Below are 22,393 nucleotides of genomic sequence, written 5' to 3' on the forward strand. Positions count from 1 at the left end.
GCAGCTGTGGGGGTTCTGAGCGCTCAGAACGCCCTGTGCTGCGACCCAGTTGGGTTTAACCGTGGCTGAGCCGGGCCATGATGTCCTGCAGCGCCTCGCACACTACCCGGACCGAGGCGCGCTTGAGGTTTTCCGGGCGCGCCAGGATATCGATCCGGCGCCGGGTGCTGATCCCGTGCAGCGGCCGCAGCACGATGTCCGGGTTCAGCACCGGCCGCGCGGTATGCCGCGGCAGCAGGCCGATCACGCTTCCCGAGGCCACCAGCGCCGCCACCGTGGAATAGTCATTGATCCGGTGCACGATGTTCAGTTCCCGGCTGGATACCGCGGCGACGGCGGACAGCACGTCCGCGGGCGAGTAGCCGGCGCGGCTGGTCACCCAGGGCTCGCCGACGACCTCGGACGCTGTCAGCGCCGCCTGGCCCGCCAGCCGGTGGCCGGCCGGCAGCGCCACATCCAGCGGCTCATGGGCCAGCGGTATCACCGCCACCCTTTCCTCCGGCCACTTGGGACTGTGGTCCATCCGGTGCGCCAGCACGAGGTCGTACCTCGCGGTCAGCGCGGGGAATTCCTGCTGGGCCACGTCCTCGTCGGAGAGCAGCACCTTCGGCTTGTCCGGGCCGTCCAGAAGCCGCGCCAGCGGCGCGAACAGCGCCTGCCCGGCGCTGTGGAATCCGCACACCGTCACTGGCGCCACGGTTGAGCTGTGGTACGCACCGATCGCCATCCGCGCGTCGGCCATGGCGCTGACGACGGCGGCACCCGCGTCCGCGAGCACCTGGCCGGCCTCAGTGAGGACCAGGTTCCGGCCCTCCTTGCGGGTCAGCGGCACCTCGACGCTTTTCTGCAGCTGGGCGAGCTGCTGGGACACGGCGGAGGGTGTGACGAGCAGGGTGTCGGCCACGGCCTTGACGCTTCCCAGCGCGCCAAGCTCCCGCAGCATTTCGAGCTGGTGGATCTCCATGCGCTCCATCCTATTCCTTAGCAATTCCTTAATCGTCGATTGAGAAAATTCCCCTTGTGCTAACGGGTCCAAGGTGGCTCTAATGAAGGGAGATTTCCCCCGCATGCCACTGCATGCCGAACGTAAGGAAGCCAATGAAGGCCCTCTACAAGGCCGGCGCACACGCCGGGTTTGAACTGACCGACCGCCCGGAACCCGAGGCGGGACCCGGCGAGGTCAAGATCCGCGTGCTGACCACCGGCATCTGCGGCACTGACCTGCACATCCAGTCCTGGGACGCCTGGGCACAGGGCATCATCGAGGCCCCGCTGATCGCCGGTCACGAGTTCTACGGCGAAGTGGTGGCCACCGGCGAGGACGTGCGCTATGTCAAAGTCGGCGACCGCGTGTCCGGCGAGGGCCACATCGTCTGCGGGATCTGCCGCAACTGCCGCGCCGGCCGCCGGCAGATGTGCATCCACACGGTCAGCGTGGGCGTGCAGCGGGACGGCGCGTTCGCCGAGTATGTGGTCATCCCCGAGACGAATGTCTGGGTGCACCAGGACCCGTCCGTCACACCCGAGCTCGGCGCCATCTTTGACCCGTTCGGCAACGCCGTGCACACCGCGCTGAGTTTCCCGCTGGTGGGTGAGGACGTCCTGATCACCGGCGCCGGGCCGATCGGCCTGATGGCCATCGCCGTGGCCCGCCACGCCGGCGCCCGCAAGATCGCCATCACTGACGTCTCTGCCCCGCGGCTCGAGCTTGCCCGGCAGCTCGGCGTGGACCTCGCCATCGACGTTTCCAAGACGCGGGTCCGGGAAGCGCAGCGGGAGCTGGGCATGCGCGAGGGCTTCGACATTGGACTGGAAATGTCCGGCCACCCCACGGCGCTGCCGGAGATGATCGACAACATGAACCACGGCGGACGCATCGCCATGCTCGGCCTGCCCAGCCAGTCCATCAACATCGACTGGGGCAAGGTGGTCACGCACATGCTCACCCTGAAGGGCATCTACGGCCGCGAGATGTACGAGACCTGGTACGCCATGAGTGCCATGCTGTCCTCCAACCCTGCACTGCACGCCAGCATCTCCGCCGTGGTGACGGACGTGCTGCCGGCCACCCAGTGGGAGAAGGGCTTCGAAATCGCGAAGGCCGGGGTCGGCGGCAAGGTCGTGCTCGACTGGTCGGAAATCTGACCTGCGCCAAAAGCTGACGGCGCCCGGAACCTGACGCGCACCGGGCCTGCCCCTGCCACCTCCCACCCATAGTCTTTAACTGTTTCCCAGCCGAGGAGAACCCGCCATGTACTCAGCCATCAAGAACCAGCTCCGCGCCGAGCTCGACGACATCCGCACCGCAGGCCTGTACAAGACCGAGCGCCACATCGACTCCGCCCAGGCCAGCCACATCACGGCCGGGCAGATCGGTGAGGCCGGCTCGCCCGTCCTGAACTTCTGCGCCAACAACTACCTGGGCCTGGCCGATCACCCGGAAATCATCGCGGCGGCCAAGTCCGCCATGGACGACCGCGGTTTCGGCATGGCCAGTGTCCGGTTCATCTGCGGCACCCAGGATCTCCACCTCGAACTCGAAGCGAAGGTCTCACAGTTCCTGGGCACGGAGGACACCATCCTGTTCTCCAGCTGCTTCGACGCCAACGGCGGCGTTTTCGAATCGCTCTTCGGCCCGGAGGACGCCATCATCTCCGACGCCCTGAACCACGCCTCCATCATCGACGGGATCCGGCTCTGCAAGGCGCAGCGGTTCCGGTATGCGAACCAGGACATGGCTGACCTGGAGGCGAAGCTGGTGGAGGCCAAGGATGCGCGAAGGAAGATCATCGTCACCGACGGCGTCTTCTCCATGGACGGCTACCTGGCCCCGCTGGAGGCCATTTGCGACCTGGCCGAGAAGCATGACGCCCTGGTGATGGTGGATGATTCCCACGCCGTCGGGTTCATGGGCGCCACCGGAGCCGGGACCCCCGAGCACGCAGGCGTGTCTGACCGGGTGGACATCTTCACCGGCACCTTCGGCAAGGCGCTGGGCGGCGCCTCGGGCGGCTACGTGTCCGGCCGCAGCGAAGTGGTGGCGATGCTCCGGCAGAAGGCCCGCCCCTACCTCTTCTCCAACTCCCTGGCGCCGGCCATCGTGGCGGCCACCATCAAAGCGCTGGAGCTCGTGCAGACCTCCGGGGAACTCCGGGCCAGCCTGTTCCGGAACGCGGAGCTGTTCCGCCGCCGGATGACGGAGGAAGGTTTCGAACTGCTCGACGGCGAGCACGCCATTGTGCCGGTCATGTTCGGCGACGCCGTGCTGGCAGCAAAAGTGGCCGACCAGATGCTCCAGCACGGGGTCTACGTCACCGCCTTCAGCTTCCCCGTGGTGCCGCGCGGCGCCGCCCGGATCCGCGTCCAGCTCTCCGCCGCGCACAGCGCCGACGACGTCGAAACCTGCGTCCAGGCGTTCGTCAAGAGCCGCGACGCGGTGGCTGCGTAGGTTATGGCTATCTGTAAAGATTGAGCCCATGGCATCAACCTATGACGTGGTCATTGCGGGCGGCGGGATTGCCGGCCTTTCACTGGCCTCCGCGCTGGCCGGCAAATGCACCGTTGCGCTCGTGGAGGCGGAGCAGCAGCTGGCCTACCACACGTCCTCACGCTCGGCCCGGCAGCTCATCCCCAGCTACGGTCCGCCGGTGGTCCAGGAACTCACGGTCCGCACCCTCGAGCTGATTGCAGCGGACGACGCCGGACAGCCCCAGCCCGTGCTGACGCCGCGAAGCTTTATGCTCATCGGGGACGAACAGACGGTGCGGGCCGAGGCCAGCGGCGAGATGCGCCTGATCAGCCACGGGGAAGCGCTCGGGTTGTGCCCGGCCCTGAAACCGGAGTCCTTCTCCGCCGCGGGGCTGGACACCGGGTCCTTCGGGTGTGACGCCCCGGTGCTGCTGGAAAGGCACCGGGAGCGTGCCGAAGCTGCCGGCGTGGACATCATTACCGGTGCCCGCGTGCACTCCGCCCAGCGGCTCGGAACGGGATGGGAGATCGGCGCCGGGCAGGAAGGCTTCTCCGCCGGCGTCCTGGTCAACGCCGCCGGCGCCTGGGCGGACGAACTGGCGGTGCTGAGCGGCGTCGAGAAGATCGGCCTGCAGCCGTACCGGCGCACGGCGGCGATTGTCGGCGTCGACCATCCGCTGCCGGAGGGCAGCCCCATGGTGGCTGCCGCCGACGACTCCTTCTACTTCCGCAGGGAAGGCGGCGACGTGCTGATCTCACCGTCGGAGCACGTGGCCAGCCCGGCGGAGGACGCACGTCCCCGTCCCGGGGACGTGGAGCGGCTCATCGCCCGGCTCAATACGCTGACGACGCTGGGGATCGGCCCCGTCCGGACGGCCTGGACCGGCCTGCGCACCGAGGCGGCCGACGGCGTCCCGGTCGTGGGGTTCGACGCCGAGGCCCGCGGGTTCTTCTGGCTCGCCGGCCAGGGCGGCTACGGGTTCCAGACGTCGTCCGGCATCGCGGAACTGGCCGCGGCCCAGATCCTGGCGGGTCCGGAAACCACCGCCGCGGGAGAAACCAGTGCCGGTCCGGTATCCCGGACGGCGGATGCGCTGGCTGCGACGCGCTGGTCCATCCGGCGCTGAAGAATGGATCCATGAGCACCCTGATCACCAACATCGCCGAACTGATGACCCAGGACCCGGAACACCGTGTCCTCAAGGACGCGGCAGTGGTGATCGAGGGGGAACGGATCTCGTGGATTGGCCAGGCATCCGGCGCCCCGGCGGCCGACGACGCCGTGGATGCCGGCCGCCGGGCCGTGCTGCCCGGCTGGGTGGACTCCCACACGCACCTGATTTTCGCCGGTGACCGGACGGCCGAATTCGAAGCGCGGATGGCGGGGGAGGACTACAGCGCCGGCGGCATCGCCGTCACCACCGAAGCCACCCGGACCACCGGCGACTACGACCTCACACGGCTGGCGCAGGGGCGCGTCGCCGAAGCGGTATCGCAAGGCACGACGTACCTGGAAACGAAAACGGGCTACGGCCTCGACGTCGAGCAGGAGGCCAGGAGCGCCCGGATCGCGTCAACAGTGGCGGACGAGGTCACCTACCTGGGCGCCCACCTGGTGCCGGCCGGGATGGACGCGGAGGAGTACGCCAAACTCGTCTGCGGCCCGATGCTGGACGCGGTCCGCCCCTACGCCCGGTGGGCCGACGTGTTCTGCGAACGCGGCGCCTTCTCGGAGGAGCAGTCCCGCTCCGTGCTGCAGGCCTGCCGCGACGCCGGGCTGGGGCTGCGGGTGCACGGCAACCAGCTGGGTCACGGGGCCGGGGTCCGCCTCGCCGTGGAGTTCGGCGCAGCGAGCGTGGACCACGTCAACTATCTCTCGGAGCAGGACATCGCCGGCCTCGCCGCCGGCTGGACCGGCTGGGATGCCGCCGCAGGAACGGGCCGGCGTGGAACGGTGGCCACCTGCCTGCCGGCCTGCGACCTTTCCACCCGGCAGCCGCTGGCCCCCGGCCGGCAACTGCTGGACGCCGGTGTGCCCCTGGCGCTCGCGTCCAACTGCAACCCCGGCACGTCCTACACGAGTTCCATGGCGTTCTGCGTCACCACCGCCGTCCTCCAGATGGGCCTGAGCGTCCACGAGGCCGTCCGGGCGGCGACGTACGGCGGCGCCCTGGCGCTGCAGCGCGAGTCCGGAAACGACGTCGACGGCGAACGCGCAGTGGGCTCCATCGCCGTGGGGCACCGGGCGGACCTGCACGTCCTCAACGCCCCGTCCGCCACCCACCTCGCCTACCGGCCCGGCATGCCGCTCACCCACGCGGTTTGGCGCGCAGGGGTGCGCGCACGGTAGTGTCAGGCGGGGCCACCACCCGACGTTCGTGACGGAACGTGATCATTAGGGGTCTGCTACAATCACAAAGCGTCATTTTTCGTGGCGCTTTTGGATCCTGAGAGGCCCTGCATGACCCGCACCGACCGACTGACGGCCATCCTTGATCTCCTTGCCGCGACCGGCCAGGTGGAAGTCGAGGAGATCGTCACCCGGCTCGGCGTGTCACCCGCAACCGCCCGGCGCGACCTGGACAGCCTGGCCAAGCGGCGGCTGCTGACGCGGACCCGCGGCGGCGCCACCACCGGCGCCCTGGCCTACGACCTTCCCGGCAGGTACAACCGGGACGACCACGCCGTGGCCAAGCAGGAGATTGCCCTGGCCGCCTCGGCGCTCATTGCCCCGGGCATGGTGATCGGGCTCTGCGGCGGCACCACGAGCACCGCCCTGGCGCAGATCCTGGCCACCCGCGAGGACCTCAACTCGCCGTCGAACCAGCCCACCCTCACGGTGGTCACCAACGCGATCAACATCGCCTCGCAGCTTGCCGTCCGGCCCAACATCAAGGTGATGGTGACAGGCGGCATCCTCAACACCCGGTCCTATGAGCTCGTGGGCCCGTACACGGACATCATCATGCAGAAGGTAGTGCTGGACATCGCCTTCATCGGGGTCAACGGTGTCGACGCCGAGGTGGGGCCAACCAACACCGGCGAGGCCGAGGCAACGGTCAATGCGCTGCTGGCCAGCCGTGCCAGCGTCTCCTACGTGATCGCAGATTCCTCGAAGGTGGGCCGCCGGGCGTTCGCCACCATGGACGGCTACGACTTCACCCGGCTTATCACCGATGCCGGCATTTCTGCGGCGGACAAGGCCGCGTTCGAGGCCCGCGGCACCGACGTGATCGTGGCCGGCGCCTAAAAGATTACCGGCGGTGCGTCCAGCACCGTCTCGTCCACCCTCCGGTCCACCCACTGGGTGAAGGGCGTGTCGAGTTCGTACTTGCCCAGACTGTTGCGCACCAGCATGCGGACTTCGGCGTTTTCGGGGTTGTTCAGCGACTCGAAATACTCCACCGACCAGTGGAACCAGCGCATGCAGAACAGGCGCATGGTCAGCCCGTGCGTGACCAGCAGGGCGTTGGGGGAGTAGTCCGGCTTGGACCAGTGCCGGTACAGGGTTTCCATGAACGAGGAGATCCGGTCGTAGACGTCGGAGCCGGACTCGCCCTCCCGGAAGCGGTAGAAGAAGTGGCCGTAGGCGTTGCGGAGTTCCTTTTGGTCCTCGATGTCGCCGGAAATCTGGAAGTTGGCCCAGTCCTGCTCCCGCAGCCGCGGCTCCTCGATCACCCGCTCGGTCAGGGCTCCCAGGTTGAGCGCCTCGAGGGTCTGGTAGGCGCGCAGGTACGGAGACACGTAGACGCTCACCTGCCGCCCGTCCAGCTCCCGGCGGATGCGCTCCCCGGCGGCCTTCGCCTGCTCCAGTCCGAGCTCCGTCAGTGGAATCCGGTAGTCGGGCACCCTGTTGTAGATGGAGGTGTCCGCGTTGGCCGCCGACTGGCCGTGCCGGATCATGATGATTTTCCCGGGAGCGCTCATAGTTTCCCAGCATAGGGTCAGCCCGCAGCCGGACAGGAACCGACTGGCCAGCAGGAAGCGAATGGCAGGAGCCGGCAGGCTGACAGGAAAGTACCAGCAGGTACAGGCAAGATAGGAACATGTTGGTTCCCTCCCGCCGCCGGCTGCGGTTCGAAGTCTGGATTGTCCTGGGGTTGTCGCTGGGGCAGTCCGCCGTCTATTCCGTGGTGCAGCTGCTGGACAAGATGACCCGGGCACCGCTGGCGCAGGGGACGTCCACGCTGAACAGGTCACAAAGCACCCGGGAGTACTTCGACCTGACGTACCAGCTGCTGGACATCATCTTCGCCCTGGTGCCGGTCCTGCTGGTGATCTACTTCATGACAGACCAGCGCCAGGCGAAGGCCGGGTCCGGGCACGACGCCGGCTCCGCCTTCCGGAAGCTGGGATTCAACTTTGCCCGGCCCGGAAAGGACCTGGTGCAGGGGCTCGGGCTGGCCGCCCTGATCGGCATCCCGTCGCTGGGCCTCTACGCCGCCGGACGTGCCCTGGGGATTACGACGGCGATCATCCCCAGCGGCCTGGACGCATACTGGTGGACAGTGCCCGTGCTGATCCTGTCCGCCATGCGCCACGCGATCGTGGAGGAAGTCATTGTAGTGGGCTATCTCCTGGACCGGTTCGCCAAGTTCGGCTGGTCCATGCCCCTGGCGATCTTTGCCTCCTCGATGCTTCGCGGCAGCTACCACCTGTACCAGGGGTTCGGGCCCTTCATCGGAAACGCGGTCATGGGCGTCGTTTTCGCCTGGGTCTACACCAAAACCCGCCGGGTGATGCCGCTCGTCATCGCGCACGCGCTGCTGGACATCGTGGCGTTCGTCGGCTTCAGTCTGTTCGGCAAGGCGGCCGGGCTGGGTTAGTGGTCCTCGGCTGGCGGTCCCAGGCCATCGGTCCTGCGCTGGCAGCCGTTAAAAATGATTCGGCCGCCATCGGCGGGTGGCGTCTTTGGCACCCGCTGATGGCGGCCGAAGTTAAGGGCAGAAAATGCGTCAGATGGTGACGGCGCCTGCCGCGGTTTCGAACGTGACGGAGAGGATTCCCGGAGTGCCGTGCGGGGCCACCCAGTTCACTGCGACATCCTCAAGCGGCCGTTCGACGGGCTCGCCGAGCCACTCGGTCACGCGCTCGGCAGAGCCCGCAATCGTGAGGCTGGACATCTTCACATTGCTGTCGTAGGCGTTGGACGGGTGCAGTCCCGGATCGCCCTCCCACTTCAGCATGTACGGAACCTGCGGGTCCGCGATCAGGCCCAGGATGCCAATCTGCTTCCAGACCAGCTCTCGGCCGTCGGGGAACTTGCGGTTGCCGTTGACGGCGGAGCGGCCCAGACGCTCCTCGAAGGGGGCAAGGTCGTCAACTTCGACGCACCAGCCCATCCAGCCGCCGCCCGCTGCGGACCGGGCCCGGACGGCCTGGCCGAACGGTGCCTTGTCCGACGCCGGGTGGTCCAGGACCTCAACAACCTCGAGATACTTGTGGCCTGCCAGGGGGATGATCATGTTCCGGGTTCCAAACCGGGGGTGCACTCCGCCCTTTACGGCTTCGACGCCGAGGGCAGAGGAGATACGTTCGGTGGTGGCCGCGAGGCCATCGTGTTCACAGGCGTAAGAGACGTGATCCATGCGCATGCCCTCATCTTGGCACTTTGTGACGGGGCTCTCAGCTTAGGGTTGCCTAACCTGGAGGAAAGTCCATACTTTGTCGAAGTTCGTCACAAAGCTGTGCGCGTAACAGAGCCATTCGTGCACTGATCGCAGGTCATGAGTGCCGGCGAAAAAGGCCCCGGAAAAGGCCCGGGAGTCACACAGCCGTCACATTCTTCGCGCAGATGTCCGCCTGTTTCGTAAACTGGGCAACAGGTCATGAGTGCCAGCGACAGCCCCGGCTTGCTGGCCGGCAACCCTCCTTCCGCGGTGGGGTGCCCCGGGTGAAGACCTGGCCTGCCGGACAGCTGTCGGCGGGCAAGCGCGAAGAAGAGGTTTACCTATGACGATTTCTGTCAGCAGCACCGACCTTCCGGCCGCCGGGGCTCCGCACCCGACGGGTCTGGACGGCACCGTTCCCGGCGGCGCAAACCAGGACGGCACAGTCCGGTACGTCAACATTGGCGGCCTGGAGCTCGAGGCCGGAGGCTTCCTGCCGGACGTCACACTGGCCTACGAATCCTGGGGAACCCTCAACGAGGACGGCTCCAACGCCATCCTCGTTCAGCATGCCCTCACCGGCAGCACGCACGTGACGCGGGGTGCCGGTGACGAGGAGGGCTGGTGGGAACAGTTCGCCGGGCCCGGTGCGCCGGCGGACACTGACAGGTTCTTTGTCGTTTCCATCAATATCCTGGGCGGCTGTTACGGGTCCACGGGGCCGTCGTCGGCCGCTCCGGACGGCAAACCCTGGGGTTCACGCTTTCCGCTGGTGACGCTCAGGGACTCCACCCTCGCCGAGGCCAGGCTCGCCGACCGGCTCGGCATCAGCAGCTGGCACGCCGTGGTGGGCGGATCCATGGGTGGGGCCCGCGCCCTCGAATGGGCGGTGACTTTCCCGGAGCGGGTGCGCCGCTGCGGTGTCATCTCCGTCGGTGCCAGGAGCACGGCTGAACAGATCGCCTTCGCCCAGGCGCAGACTCTTGCTATCCGGCAGGACCGCCACTTCAACGGCGGCGACTACTACGGCGGGCCGGAACCCGTGGAGGGCCTGGCGCTCGCACGGCGGATTGCGCACATCACCTACCGGTCTGCCTACGAACTCGATTTCCGGTTCGGCAGGAACGCCCAGGCCGCCGAAGAGCCGCTGCAGGCCGACGCCCTGGCGGGCCGTGGCCGGTACCAGGTGGAGAGCTACCTCGACCACCAGGGCAGCAAGCTGGTCCGGCGCTTCGACGCCAACAGCTACATCGCCCTGACGGAAGCGCTCATGAGCCATGACGTCACCCGGGGGAGAGGGACGCTCAAGGAAACCCTGGCGCGGGCCTCCGCGGACTTCTTCGTTGCCGCCGTGGAGACGGACCGGCTGTACTTCCCCGCCCAGTCGCTGGAACTCGCCGAGGCCCTGCCCGGGGACGTGGATGTCCACATGATCGATTCGCCCATCGGCCACGACGGCTTCCTCACGGAGATCGGCCAGCTGAACGCCCAGCTCAGGGCACACCTCCTGAACTGACTCCAGGGCCGGTCCGTGCCGCCGAGCCGACCGTATCGTGGCAATGCCGATGCCGCATATGTGCATTTATGCAGATGTGCCCTGCACTATTTGGCGTTGAGCTTGCGTCATCGGCAGACCATACTCGTTGAATCCGGCGTTCGTGGTGCGCATCACACCAGTTCGCCATCGACTGGTCCCCGTGGCGTCGAGGAAGACGCCGAAGGAGTTCGCAATGAGTACGGAAAGCTCCGCCGCAAGGCGTGCAGAGGAAACCGATATCAAGGCCACAGGCCTCAAGAAAGTTGTCACGGCGTCCATGGCCGGCACCGTCGTGGAGTGGTATGAGTTCTTCCTCTATGCGTCGGCTGCCACCCTGGTCTTCGGCAAGACCTTCTTCCCCAACGCCGGCACCGAGCTGGACGGCATCATCGCCGCCTTCCTCACGTACGCGGTCGGCTTCATTGCCCGCCCGATCGGCGGCATCGTCTTCGGGCACTTCGGCGACAAGTTCGGCCGCAAGCAGCTGCTGCAGCTGAGCATCATCCTGGTCGGTGTCTCCACCTTCCTCATGGGCTGCCTCCCGACGTTCCAGCAGATCGGCTACTGGGCGCCCGCGCTCCTGGTCTTCCTGCGGTTCGCCCAAGGCTTCGCGGTCGGCGGCGAATGGGGCGGCGCGGTCCTCCTCGTGGCAGAGCACAGCCCCAGCAAGTCCCGCGGATTCTGGGCCAGCTGGCCGCAGTCCGCCGTGCCCATGGGCAACCTGCTCGCTACGGCCGTGCTGTTCATCCTGTCCTCCACCCTGACCCAGGAAGCCTTCCTCGGCTGGGGCTGGCGCGTCGCGTTCTGGCTCTCCGCGGTGATCGTCCTCATCGGTTACTACATCCGCACCAAGGTCAACGACGCCCCGATCTTCCTCGAAGCCCGCAAAGAGGTCGAGGCCGGGCACAAGGGCTACGGCGTGGCCGAGGTCTTCAGGCGCTACCCGCGCGGCGTTTTCACCGCCATGGGCCTGCGCTTTGCCGAGAACATCCTTTACTACCTCGTGGTGACCTTCTCCATCACTTACCTGAAGACGGTTGTCCAGGCCGACACGACCCGGATCCTGCTGCTGCTGCTGCTGGCCCATGCCGTGCACTTCGCCGCCGTTCCGCTGGTGGGCAAGATGTCGGACCGCTTCGGCCGCAAGCCCGTCTACATGGCCGGGGCCATCCTCGGTGCCACCTGGGGCTTCTTCGCCTTCCCGATGATGGACACCAAGAACGACGTCATCATCCTGGCGTCCATCATGATCGGCCTGCTGTTCCACGCACTCATGTACGCCGGCCAGCCTGCGATCATGGCGGAAATGTTCCCCACCCGGATGCGCTACTCCGGCGTCTCGCTCGGCTACCAGGTAACCTCCATCGTGGCCGGTTCGCTGGCCCCGATCATCGCCGCGTCGCTCCTGAGCACCTACAAGTCCTCCGTCCCGGTGGCCATCTACCTGCTGATTGCCTGCGCCATCACCGCTGTCGCGGTGTTCTTCCTGAAGGAAACCCGCGGCATCTCGCTCCACGACGTGGACGCGGCCGACGCCCAGGGCACTGCCGACCTGCTCGCAGCCGGCAAGAAGTAAGCCCGGCTTTAGCCTCGACCCTGACGAGCATCCAGCAGCTGCCCGGACCCGCCACCCGTGCGGGGCCGGGCAGTTGCCCGTTCACCGAGACCAAGGATTTCCATGAAAGCAGCAGTCCTCTACTCCGCCGTCCCCAGCACCGGTAGTGCATCGCAGAAGCCCAGCTACGCGGACGCCCGGCCCCTGGTGGTGCAGGAGCTGGCCCGGCCCGAGCCGCGCGCCGGCGAGCTGGGCGTTGCCATCACCTACTCCAGCCTGTGCCACTCGGACCTTTCCGTGGTGGACGGTTCGCGGGTCCGGCCCCTGCCCATGGCACTGGGCCACGAGGCCGTGGGGCGGGTCGTGTCTGTCGGCGGCGGCGTCTCCGACGTGTCCGTGGGGGACCACGTGGTGCTGGTCTTCGTGCCGAGCTGCGGGGACTGCCGTGCCTGCCGGTCCGGCCGTCCCGCCCTCTGCCACCAGGCGGCCGAGGTCAACGGCTCCGGCGACCTGCTCCACGGCGAGGCGCTGCTGCGGACGCCGGCAGGGGAGCGCATCAACCATCACCTGGGCGTCTCGGCTTTCGCCGATTACGCCGTAGTGGCCCGGGAGTCCGTGGTGGTAATTGACGACGACGTCCCGGACACCGTTGCGGCGATGTTCGGTTGCGCCGTGCTCACCGGCATGGGCGCTGTGCTCAACACCGCCGCCGTCACGGCCGGCCAGTCGGTGGCCGTCTTCGGGCTGGGGGCAGTGGGCCTTTCCGCCGTCATGGCCGCCTCCCTCGCGGAAGCCGGCAGCGTGATCGCCATCGATCCCAATTCCGGCAAGCACCAGCTCGCCCTCGACTGCGGCGCCACCGCCGTGGGGACGCCCGAGGACGCGGCCGGACTCATCGCGGAAGCCGCCGGGGACGGGGTCGACGTCGCCGTCGAAGCGGTTGGCTCGGCCGGCGTGATCGCCGCGTGCCTCGGGCACGTGACCCGGGGCGGCGCCGTCGTCTCGGTCGGCCTGCCCCATCCCTCGGCAGAGCTGACAGTGCCGGCGCTGCAGTTCGCCGGGGCCGGCAAACGCCTGCTCGGTTCGTACATGGGCGATGCCGTTCCCGGGCGGGACATCCCGCTCTATCTCGGCTACTGGCGGGAGGGCCGGCTGCCGGTGGAACTGCTGCACACCGACACCAGGCCGCTCACCGAGATCAACGAGGGACTGGATGCGCTGGCGTCCGGGCAAGTGGTGCGGCGGCTGTTCACGGCCTGACGGGGGCACGGCCTGACGGGGGCGCGGCCTGACGGGGGACGGCTGGCAGGCGCGCGTCAGCCCGCCAGCAGGCCCGCCCGGGCCTTGACCTCCTCCTTGAGTGACGCGATGACGGCCTGCACCGCGGCCGAGCGGAGGGACTCCGGCCGCGCCACCGCCCAGATGGGCAGCTGGCGCTCGAAGTCGCCGGCGAGCACGGGAACGAAATCCGGCTGCCCGGCCACCATGAAGTTCGGCAGCAGCCCGATGCCTGCGCCCTGCCGCACCGCCTCCACCTGGGCGAAGACACTCGTGGCCTGGAAGCTCGAGGTAGGCATCGGCAGCTGCGAGGACCAGCGGTGCCCCAACTCGGCCACCTGGAGCGCAGACTCAACGTAAGAGACAAAGCCGTGCTGCCCGACGTCGTCGAGCGTTTCCGGCAGTCCATGCTCCGCGGCGTAGCCGGGGCTGGCGTAGAGGCGCAGGTAGTAATTGCTCAGGAAGATCGTTTGGGCGTTGCTGACATCCGTCCGGCCAACCACGATTTCCAGGTCCACGCCGGACCTGTTCTGGCTGACCTTCCGCGTCGCGCTCAGCATCTCGATGTTCAGCTGCGGGTTCTGTTGCTGCAGCCGGACCAGCGCCGGCGTAACGAACACGGCTCCCACACCGTCCGTCGTCGCCACCCGCACCAGCCCGGACAGGGCGCTCTGGTCCTGGCTGATCAGGCCGGAAAGTGATCCAAGAGTGTTCTCGATGGCTTCCGCCGCCTCCACGGCGGCGGCACCGAGCTGGGTCAGCTCCCAGCCCTGCGGGCTGCGTTCAAGAGTGCGCCCGCCAAGCTGCTTGTCCAGGGCGAGGATCCGGCGGGAGATGGTGGTGTGGGTGGTGCCCAGGGTTTCCGCCACCGCGTTGAACCTGCCCAGACGCGCAACTGTCAGCAGGATCAGCAGGTCGTCCGGGCTCGGAAGCCGCCTCAGGTCCACGGCAGGCCTTTCATCTGTGTGCATCAGTGCACATACCGCCTGTAATTTTTCCCCTTGATTGCACTCTAGCAGGGTGTGATTGTGGACACAGAGCTTCCGGCCCGAGCGGCCGGATCCGAAGCAAAGGAGCTTACGAATGGCAGTAATCGGCTGGATTGGCCTCGGAAACATGGGCGGCAACATGTCCGCGAACCTGGCCAAGGCGGGGCACGATGTCCGCGGTTTTGACCTCAATCCCGCAGCGCTGGCCGCCGCAGAGGAGGCCGGCGTAAAGCCGGTCGGCAGCATTGCCGAGGCCGTCGACGGCGCTGACGTTGTGTTCACCATGCTGCCCAAGGGCGAGCACGCCCGTGCGGTCTACCTCGGTGAAGACGGCGTCCTCGCGCATGCCGACACCCGCACGCTGCTGGTGGACTCCTCCACCATCGACATCGCGTCCGCCCAGGAACTGCACGACGCCGCTGCTGCCGCCGGCTTCCGCTTTGTGGACGCCCCGGTCTCGGGCGGCATGAGCGGTGCCAAGGCGGGGACGCTGACCTTCATGGTGGGCGGCGAGGCGGGCGCCGTTGCGGACGCCACCGGCTACATCGGCCCGATGGCAGCCAACATCATCCCCACCGGCGGCGCCACCACCGGGCAGGCAGCGAAAATCTGCAACAACCTGATGCTCTTCATCAACCTCGCCTCCACCGCCGAGGGTGCGGTCCTGGCTGACCGGCTGGGCCTGGACAAGCAGGTCTTCTGGGACATCGCGTCCGTCTCCTCGGGCGATTCCTGGGCGCTGCGGACCTGGTACCCGGTGCCCGGCGTCGTCCCCACCGCGGCCTCGAACAACGACTTTGCGCCCACCTTCACCACCGAACTGGCGAACAAGGACATCGGCCTGGCCATCAGCGCCGCCGAGGACACCGGCACGCCGCTCGAGATCGGAAAGCACGTCCAGCAGCTGTTCCAGCAGCTCATTGACGCCGGTGAGGCGGGCAAGGACTGCTCGATGATCATCAAGCTCGCCGACGGCTCGCTGGGCTCCGCGAAGTAGCCCTCACGGCCAGACACTTTCCCAGTCCCACCTGCCAGCAACGCACGAAGAGAGACTTCCCTTGGAAACCATTCCGCATTTCATCAACGGCAGCCGCGTCAGCGACGCCGAACGTTTCGGTCCCGTCTTCAACCCCGCCACCGGGGAACAGGAGAAGCAGGTGGCGCTCGCCTCGGCGTCGCGGACTGAAGAGGCGATCGCCTCCGCCCGCGCCGCGCTCCCGGCGTGGCGGGCAACCAGCCTGGCCAAGCGCACCAACATCTTCTTCCGGGTCCGCGAAATCCTGAACCAGCGCAAGCCCGAGCTAGCGGCCATTCTCACCAGTGAGCACGGGAAGGTCCTCTCCGACGCCGAAGGGGAAATCTCCCGCGGCCTGGAGAACATCGAGTTCGCCACGGGCCTGTCCCACATGCTCAAGGGTGAGCGCTCGGAGCAGGTCTCCAGCGGCATCGACGTCCACTCCGTGCGCCAGCCGGTGGGCGTGGTGGCCTGCATTACCCCGTTCAATTTCCCGGCCATGGTGCCGCTGTGGATGATCGGCAGCGCCCTGGCCTGCGGCAACACCGTGCTGCTGAAGCCCAGCGAGAAGGATCCCTCGGCCGCCATCTTCATCGCCGAGGCCTTTGCCGAAGCGGGGCTGCCCGCCGGCGTGCTGAACGTGGTCCAGGGGGACAAGGAAGCCGTCGACGTCCTGCTCGAGCACCCCGATGTGAAAGCGGTGAGTTTCGTGGGCTCCACGCCCATCGCGCAGTCCATCTACAAGCGGGCAGCCGACCACGGCAAGCGCGTCCAGGCCTTGGGCGGGGCGAAGAACCACATGGTGGTGCTGCCCGACGCCGACCTGGACATGGCGGCCGACGCCGCGGTTTCCGCTGCCTACGGTTCGGCGGGCGAACGCTGCATGGCCGTCAGCGTCCTTGTCGCAGTGGGCAACATCGCGGACGACCTGGTGCAGGCGATCTCCAGCCGCATGGCGGGCCTCAAGATTGGTCCGGGAACCGATCCGGCCTCCCAGATGGGTCCGCTGATCACCGCGGAGCACCGGGACCGCGTGGCCTCCTACGTTGCGGGAGCGGAAAGCGAAGGCGCCACGGTCGTCGTCGACGGGCGCTCGCAGCAGTTCGATTCGAACGGCTTCTTCATCGGCGTCAGCCTGGTTGACCACGTCAAGCCCGGCATGAGGGTGTACGACGACGAGATCTTCGGCCCGGTCCTGTCGGTGGTCCGCGTCGACACCTACAGCGACGCCGTCCGGCTGGTCAACGAGAACGAGTTCGGCAACGGCACGGCCATCTTCACCCGCGACGGCGGCGCAGCACGGCAGTTCGAGTTCGACGTCGATGCCGGAATGGTGGGCGTCAACGTTCCCATCCCCGTCCCGGTGGGCACGTTCTCGTTCGGCGGCTGGAAGAACTCGCTGTTCGGCGACACCCACATGTATGGTCCGGACAGCATCCGGTTCTACACCCGCGGCAAAGTGGTCACCACGCGCTGGCCGGATCCGTCCACCTCGGTCATTGACCTCGGCTTCCCGCAGATCGACTAAACTCGAAACTCGGTTTACATCAAAACTTGAGTTTGGGCCGGTCACGACCGGCCTATGCCTCAGCCCGCGTCCCGCAGCCACAAGCAGCGGGCCGCGGGCTGTTCCTTTTCCCGGCGCCGTAAGGGATTTCGCGCGAACGGTCCTCACAGGCAGGTGTGGCCCCAGAGCCGCGCCCGCGCAGTAAAAATGTCGGTGCCCGGTGAGATGCTTCGGGTATGGAAAGCAGTGCAGCTGTGGAGACGGTGGAGGCTATCGGCGCCTCGGTCGGTGCGCTGGCTGTTTTTGTTGATCTCGCTATGGGAAATGGCCCGCTGAAGGGTGGGCAGATCTCGGGCGTGGACGGGGGCGTGGCCGATCCGTTGCGGGATCGGGCGGATGCGTGCCTTGATGGTTTGGCCGAGCTGGCCAAAATGGAAGCGCGTATGGCGGCTTTGAAAGTGCGGCTCGTTGCCGGTTACGCCCACGTGGAGAAGGCCGTGACGCCGCCAGCCGCGTCCCCGCAGGACCGTACCGTCAGGGAGATGGCCGTGACATCGGAGATCGCCGGTGTCCTGACCATCAGCGAACGCGCCGCCAGTGCACTTCGGTTCGAGGCCGGCATCCTGATCACCGGGCTGCGGTTGACGTTGTCCGCGCTGCAGGCAGGGTCCGTTTCTTGGCAGCACGCCCGGATTATGGTGGACGAGACCGCGGACCTCGATCTGGCCGGGGCGGCAGCGTTGGAGGCGCATTTCCTCGACCCGGCCGCGCCGGTCCCGGCCAGGGGCTGCCCGGCGGGGGAGCTTGTTCCGTGCCGGTTCCGGGCGAAGGTCCGCACCTGGCGGGAGCGGCACCACCGGGTCAGCATCGAAACACGCCACAGCCGCAGTGCCACTGACCGGCGGGTGGAGTACGCCCCGGACCGGGACGGGATGGCCTGGTTTTCGGCCAACCTGCCCGCGGCGCAGGCGGCCGGGATCTGGGACCGCACCACCGCCGCCGCCCGGGCCATGCAGGGACCGGCCGAGGCCAGGACCCTGACCCAGCTGCGCGCCGACATCGCCTCAACCTGGCTCCTCACACCGGCCTCGAACCCACGCCGGTCAGTATCACGGGTGAAATCGTCGAGGGGGCGGCGGACGGTACCGGGTCTGGCGGCGTTGCGGGTGGCCCGGGGAGCGGCCACACCGGCGGCAGTACTGTTGAAGGGCACGGGAAGGCCTTGCGCCGGTCGGGGGCGTCCCCTCGCCCGTGGCCCAGGTCCTGGTCACGGTTCCGGCGTTCTCCCTGCTCGGCTTGACCGAGGAACCGGCCCTGCTCGACGGGTACGGGCCGATCCCGCCCTCCATGGCCCGTGCACTCGTCGCCGAGGCACCGTCATTCCGCAGGGTGCTGACCGACCCCCGCGACGGCGCTCCCCTGGAAATCGGGCGGACCAGCTACCGCATCCCCAAACCCATACGGCAATGGCTCCGGCTCAGGGACGCCAAATGCACGTTCCCGGCCTGCAACAACCACTCCCTGGACAACGACGCCGACCACCTCCTGGCTTGGGCCCGCGGCGGACCCACCGGGATCAGCAACCTTAGCCAACCCTGCCCCAAACACCACCGCCTCAAACACGGCTCCGCCTGGGCCCCCACCGCCGCCACCGCCAACGACCCTCCCGGCTGGACCTCACCCACCGGCCGCCACTATCCCAGCGAACAACCCGACTGGGAACCACCCCACTGGCCACCACAAATCCAAGCCATACTCAACGGCCTTGACCCCGGCCTGCCCGAAAACCACGGACTAACCAGCTTCACCAGCCATTCCACTGCACCGCCGCCCGCGTCTGGGACCCCGACTATAGCCACACGCCTAGGCCGCAAACGGGAGCTGCTTCATCGTGCCAAGTCCCTGAAGCGTGAACGCAATCAGGATCCGCTCGCTGCGTAGGCGCAGTTCCGATGCGGGCCTCCACCGGCTGCCGGTCAGCCTGCCGGGAAGGACCGGCCAAACGCGACGGCCGGCGGACACCTATCCTGCGGGCACCTATCCTGCGGGCATTGGGGGATCTATGCTGGCCGCATGCCCCGGCTGAGATCCACTGCCTGCCTTGCAGTCCTGCTGTCAGGGCTCCTGCCGGTAACGGGATGCGCGCGGGTTTGCCCGGCAATCGGGTGGAACAACTCAGTCACTGTGGCCCTGGCTGGGGACACCCGTAACGTCGCCTGGGTCCAGCTGTGCACGCCGGACGCGTGTTCCCGGGCGACCGAACGCCCCACCCCGCAGCCGGTATCTCCAAGCCCGACCACGACACCGACCGGCGCCAACGGTCTCGGTTTCCCCCCGGGTGGTGGTCCTGCCGTTCACCGCATCGCGGTCGAGAACGTCGGCGCGGACACCTGGCGCTTTAGCTTCGACATGGACTCTCCCGGATCAGCGACCGTACGGGCTCTGGACGCCGTGGGCGGGACTCTCGCGGAAGAAAAGGTGCAATTGAACTGGCAGCGGATCGGTGGCACGGCCGATTGCGGCGGACCCTCGACGGCAGCACCTGTCACCCTGGCGGTCAGCCCGTAGCCTACAGCGGCGGCCGGCTGCCTAACCGTTCATGATGTCGTTGCGCCGGGCCATGTACTCCTCCATGGAGATCTGGCCGTCGCTGTACTGCTGGTCCAGTTCGGCCAGTTTCCGCGCCCGGAAACCCTGCGGGGCCGACGGCGGCGGGGGAGCGGAGGGCGCCGGGCCAGTAACCGGGTTCTGTTGTGGTTGGGGCGGGTTGGCCCGGTATTCGGGGCTGTCCTCGTAGGGGACCGGCCCCTGCCGCCAGGACGGCGCACCGGTGCCGCCGGGACCGGGCTGGTTGGGGTACGGCTGACCCGGGTAGGGCTGATTCAGGGGCGGAAGCTCTTCCCGGCCACCGCGCTGCGGAAACGCCAATCCACCGCTGAAGTAGTCCTGCTGCGTGTAGCCGTCCCCGGGCCGGTTGTCCGGACGGCCCTGGAACGGGCCGCCGAACCGGCTGCCTGGCTGGTTGCCGAACTGGTCGTCGATCTGGTTGGGAAACTGGCCGGGGTACTGTCCGGGCAGGCCGGGCCCCTGGTTCCGCTGTTGGACCGACCGCCGGTACATCCGCATGCCCATGGGAACCAGGACGGCCAGAATGATGATCCAGAAAAACAAGTCGAACACGGTGGGGCCCTCTCGGTGAGTGTCCATTCCAGCTTAGTCCCGCCGGGGAACGCATCCAGGATCCTTATGCCCAGGGCGCACATCATCGCTGGAGGGCCGCACTGGACGTCAGGTGCCAGCCGGAATCCGGACCGCCGGCATGCCGAGGAAGTCCCCGTACCTTGCCACCGCCAGGTCCAACGCGTTTTCCAGCTCCCATCCGAGCGGCCGGGAGAGCCGGATGTCCAGTACGCAGCGCTGTGCGGCGGACCCCCGCCGGACCAGGGAATGCCGCCAGGAGCCCGCCAGTACCCCGTCGAGCAGGACCACGTGCATGGGATTGTCGCCAAAGGGATAGGCCGGCGCGCTTCCGCCGAAGTAGTGCCGTGAGACCGAATAGCCCATGATGTATTCGTCGTAGCACTGGATCAGGTCGATCTGCGGCTGGCCATCCCAGGCACCCGCCGGCGCCGATTCCCCGCCCCGCCCCTGCGCCTCCTCAGCCTCCGGCGGCCGGAGATAGAACTCGGCGCCGTCGAAGCCGGCGGAAACGATGGTGCCCGGAGCGATCTCTCCTGCCAGTGCCAGCCCCCTGCGCACATCAGTCATCGTGAGTCCGGACCAGTCCGCGCAGTCCCGGACGGTGGCGGGCCCGCGGCTTCCGAAATACCTCAGAGTCAGGGCCGCCAACGATTCCTCCCGTGAGGGCGCGGCAGCCGGGGTGGCCCCGGCCACGCGCTCATCGAACGCCGCGTACGTCTGCCGCAGCGCGCCGCCGGGACTGCGGACGGGAGCGCCGCTCACCAGCACCCCGCTGATCTCGGCGTGCATGATCAGGTATGCGAGGGCGAGTCCCTTGGCCGGGAATCCCGCACCCTGCAGCCTTGCCGCCAGCTGCTCACGGGTGAGGTGCACGCCGCCGGACACCGCTTCCGCCAGCACGCCGGCGCTCCGGGACGCTGCCGCATCGTCGATCCCGGTCTTGCGGTACGTGCCGGCGTTCGCCTGGTGCAGCCGTGGTGCGGACAGGGCCCGGAGCCATGGCAGGTCAGCGCGGTGCACAAAATGCCAGGTGGGCCGCAGGATGTGGGTCCGGAGGATCCGTCCGTCGGCAACTGCCTGCTCCACGTCGGCGGCCGCCGCGCCGGTGGTCCGCTGGGCCAGCGACCAGCGCGCGTAGGGGAACTCCTGCGCCTGGACCGCCAGCAGGTTTTTCAGGGCATCCTCCGCCGCGGCGGCCCGCGGATCCCTCAGCTGCTGGCCGGCCAGGCGGGTCCGCAGCACCTCATGGGGTTCCATGCCCGACGCCGCTCCTCACCTTTGGCAGTTCAGTTACCAACCGGTCACCTGCCCCAGCCATCCGCCGGCTAATGCCGGACGGGATCACCCAGGCCCAGCGGCCCTTCACCCGAACCCAACGGAACACCCGGACCGAATACGGGTCCCGGCGTCGGCCGTTTGGGGGCGATGCCGTCGCCGGAGGACCGGTGGCGCATGCGCCGGATTACCCACGGCACAAAGTACTCGCGGGCCCAGACCAGGTCTTCGCTGCGGGCCTCGCGCCAGCTGCGCGGCGGGAGCGGCTTCGGCGAGAATGGCTCCAGGCTGTGCTGGACGTTCAGGGCTTCGAGCACCATGGCGGCGATGGTGTGGTGTCCCAGCGGCGAGAAGTGCAGCCGGTCCTCGTTCCACATCTGCGGGTCTTTCAGCTGCCGGAGCGACCACATGTCGGCGATGATCGCGTCGTGCCGGGCGGCGATGGTACGGAGGTTTTCGTTGTAAATGGCCACCTTGCTGCGGATCCGCCCAAGGACGGACGATCCTGTGTCCGGGCCGTTGAAAAGCACCACGGTGGCTCCGCTCATCGCCAGGATCTGCACCACCGGGTCGAGCCGTTCGGCCAGGGCATCGGGGTCGCCGCCGGGCCGGATGAGGTCGTTGCCGCCGGCGGACAGCGTCACCAGATCGGGCTTGAGGGCCAGGCAGGGCGCCAGCTGCTGGTCGATGATCTGCTGCAGCAGCCGTCCCCGCACCGCAAGGTTGGCATACGCGAAATCCTCATGACCCCGTCCGAGCTCTTCTGCTACCCGGTCCGCCCAGCCGCGGTAGCCGCCCGGGCTGTTGGGTTCGGGGTCACCGATACCTTCGGTGAAGGAATCACCCATCGCCACATACCGGCTCCATGGGTGCCGGTCCGCAGACACCTGGGATTCTTCCAAGGGCTCCGGGGGCTGCTGCATGGGTTCGGTTCCGCTCACCTTTCCATCCTGTACCGT

Annotated in this window: 19 protein-coding genes, 1 pseudogene and 1 riboswitch; of the genes and pseudogenes, 12 read left to right on the forward strand and 8 right to left on the reverse strand. The window is 67.7% G+C overall.

Annotated features, from left to right (window positions below; genetic code table 11):
• Positions 1-55: 55 nt before the first annotated feature.
• Positions 56-964 carry a LysR family transcriptional regulator gene (locus ARGLB_RS10525; protein ID WP_043418742.1) on the reverse strand — a complete coding sequence of 303 codons (909 nt, stop codon included), beginning with the start codon at positions 962-964 and terminating at the stop codon, positions 56-58.
• Between the two features lie 134 nt (positions 965-1,098).
• Between ARGLB_RS10525 and tdh the strand changes: the two genes are divergently transcribed.
• The 5 genes from tdh (at position 1,099) to ARGLB_RS10550 (ending at position 6,718) form a co-directional block, all read left to right on the forward strand.
• Entirely contained in the window at positions 1,099-2,145 is a 1,047-nt protein-coding gene (gene tdh, locus ARGLB_RS10530) for an L-threonine 3-dehydrogenase (protein ID WP_003802042.1), read from the forward strand.
• A 106-nt stretch (positions 2,146-2,251) separates the two neighbouring features.
• Positions 2,252-3,448, forward strand: coding sequence for a glycine C-acetyltransferase (locus ARGLB_RS10535; RefSeq protein ID WP_003802044.1), 1,197 nt, complete (start codon positions 2,252-2,254; stop codon positions 3,446-3,448).
• 28 nt (positions 3,449-3,476) lie between these two features.
• The gene (locus ARGLB_RS10540; RefSeq protein WP_003802046.1) at positions 3,477-4,595 is read left to right on the forward strand and encodes an NAD(P)/FAD-dependent oxidoreductase; all 1,119 of its coding nucleotides are present in this window, start codon (positions 3,477-3,479) and stop codon (positions 4,593-4,595) included.
• Positions 4,596-4,606: 11 nt separating this feature from the next.
• A complete protein-coding gene (locus ARGLB_RS10545; protein WP_003802047.1) occupies positions 4,607-5,818 on the forward strand; it encodes an amidohydrolase family protein in 1,212 nt (403 codons plus the stop codon).
• 111 nt (positions 5,819-5,929) lie between these two features.
• Entirely contained in the window at positions 5,930-6,718 is a 789-nt protein-coding gene (locus ARGLB_RS10550) for a DeoR/GlpR family DNA-binding transcription regulator (RefSeq protein ID WP_003802049.1), read from the forward strand.
• On the opposite strand, the gene ARGLB_RS10555 is transcribed toward ARGLB_RS10550, so the two are convergent.
• Positions 6,715-7,395, reverse strand: coding sequence for a histidine phosphatase family protein (locus ARGLB_RS10555; protein WP_043418715.1), 681 nt, complete (start codon positions 7,393-7,395; stop codon positions 6,715-6,717). The genes ARGLB_RS10550 and ARGLB_RS10555 overlap by 4 nt on opposite strands.
• 119 nt (positions 7,396-7,514) lie before the next feature.
• Between ARGLB_RS10555 and ARGLB_RS10560 the strand changes: the two genes are divergently transcribed.
• The gene (locus ARGLB_RS10560) at positions 7,515-8,294 is read left to right on the forward strand and encodes a CPBP family intramembrane glutamic endopeptidase (RefSeq protein ID WP_003802052.1); all 780 of its coding nucleotides are present in this window, start codon (positions 7,515-7,517) and stop codon (positions 8,292-8,294) included.
• A gap of 129 nt (positions 8,295-8,423) precedes the next feature.
• Here the strand turns inward: ARGLB_RS10560 and ARGLB_RS10565 are convergent, their stop codons facing one another.
• Positions 8,424-9,062 (reverse strand): VOC family protein, encoded by a 639-nt coding sequence (locus ARGLB_RS10565; protein WP_003802054.1) that lies wholly within the window; start codon positions 9,060-9,062, stop codon positions 8,424-8,426.
• Positions 9,063-9,292: 230 nt separating this feature from the next.
• Positions 9,293-9,408, forward strand: a riboswitch (SAM riboswitch).
• Between the two features lie 12 nt (positions 9,409-9,420).
• On the opposite strand from ARGLB_RS10565, the gene metX reads away from it, so the two are divergent.
• The 3 genes from metX to ARGLB_RS10580 all read left to right on the forward strand — a co-directional run bounded on the left by metX (position 9,421) and on the right by ARGLB_RS10580 (position 13,429).
• A complete protein-coding gene (metX, locus tag ARGLB_RS10570; protein ID WP_003802057.1) occupies positions 9,421-10,593 on the forward strand; it encodes a homoserine O-acetyltransferase MetX in 1,173 nt (390 codons plus the stop codon).
• Positions 10,594-10,807: 214 nt separating this feature from the next.
• On the forward strand, positions 10,808-12,190 hold the full coding sequence (locus tag ARGLB_RS10575) for an MFS transporter (RefSeq protein WP_003802059.1): 1,383 nt from the start codon (positions 10,808-10,810) through the stop codon (positions 12,188-12,190).
• Positions 12,191-12,292: 102 nt separating this feature from the next.
• Positions 12,293-13,429 carry an alcohol dehydrogenase catalytic domain-containing protein gene (locus ARGLB_RS10580; protein ID WP_003802062.1) on the forward strand — a complete coding sequence of 379 codons (1,137 nt, stop codon included), beginning with the start codon at positions 12,293-12,295 and terminating at the stop codon, positions 13,427-13,429.
• A gap of 56 nt (positions 13,430-13,485) precedes the next feature.
• Here ARGLB_RS10580 and ARGLB_RS10585 read toward each other — a convergent pair whose 3' ends face one another.
• The gene (locus ARGLB_RS10585; protein WP_003802064.1) at positions 13,486-14,418 is read right to left on the reverse strand and encodes a LysR family transcriptional regulator; all 933 of its coding nucleotides are present in this window, start codon (positions 14,416-14,418) and stop codon (positions 13,486-13,488) included.
• Between the two features lie 55 nt (positions 14,419-14,473).
• On the opposite strand from ARGLB_RS10585, the gene mmsB reads away from it, so the two are divergent.
• A complete protein-coding gene (gene mmsB / locus ARGLB_RS10590; RefSeq protein ID WP_373279108.1) occupies positions 14,474-15,433 on the forward strand; it encodes a 3-hydroxyisobutyrate dehydrogenase in 960 nt (319 codons plus the stop codon).
• Between the two features lie 61 nt (positions 15,434-15,494).
• Positions 15,495-16,979 carry a CoA-acylating methylmalonate-semialdehyde dehydrogenase gene (locus tag ARGLB_RS10595; RefSeq protein ID WP_003802068.1) on the forward strand — a complete coding sequence of 495 codons (1,485 nt, stop codon included), beginning with the start codon at positions 15,495-15,497 and terminating at the stop codon, positions 16,977-16,979.
• A gap of 143 nt (positions 16,980-17,122) precedes the next feature.
• On the opposite strand, the gene ARGLB_RS23850 is transcribed toward ARGLB_RS10595, so the two are convergent.
• Positions 17,123-17,443 carry a hypothetical protein gene (locus ARGLB_RS23850; RefSeq protein ID WP_003802071.1) on the reverse strand — a complete coding sequence of 107 codons (321 nt, stop codon included), beginning with the start codon at positions 17,441-17,443 and terminating at the stop codon, positions 17,123-17,125.
• On the opposite strand from ARGLB_RS23850, the pseudogene ARGLB_RS24515 reads away from it, so the two are divergent.
• Positions 17,402-18,899 (forward strand): annotated as a pseudogene (locus tag ARGLB_RS24515) (HNH endonuclease signature motif containing protein). The gene ARGLB_RS23850 and the pseudogene ARGLB_RS24515 overlap by 42 nt on opposite strands.
• Positions 18,900-19,547: 648 nt before the next feature.
• On the opposite strand, the gene ARGLB_RS10605 reads toward ARGLB_RS24515, so the two are convergent.
• The 3 genes from ARGLB_RS10605 to ARGLB_RS10615 form a co-directional block, all read right to left on the reverse strand.
• Entirely contained in the window at positions 19,548-20,165 is a 618-nt protein-coding gene (locus ARGLB_RS10605) for a hypothetical protein (RefSeq protein WP_003802079.1), read from the reverse strand.
• Between the two features lie 81 nt (positions 20,166-20,246).
• Positions 20,247-21,416 (reverse strand): winged helix DNA-binding domain-containing protein, encoded by a 1,170-nt coding sequence (locus ARGLB_RS10610; protein WP_003802081.1) that lies wholly within the window; start codon positions 21,414-21,416, stop codon positions 20,247-20,249.
• A 68-nt stretch (positions 21,417-21,484) separates the two neighbouring features.
• Positions 21,485-22,357 carry an SGNH/GDSL hydrolase family protein gene (locus tag ARGLB_RS10615; protein ID WP_050934333.1) on the reverse strand — a complete coding sequence of 291 codons (873 nt, stop codon included), beginning with the start codon at positions 22,355-22,357 and terminating at the stop codon, positions 21,485-21,487.
• Between the last annotated feature and the right edge of the window lie 36 nt (positions 22,358-22,393).

The organism is Arthrobacter globiformis NBRC 12137 (assembly GCF_000238915.1).
Lineage (GTDB): Bacteria > Actinomycetota > Actinomycetes > Actinomycetales > Micrococcaceae > Arthrobacter > Arthrobacter globiformis.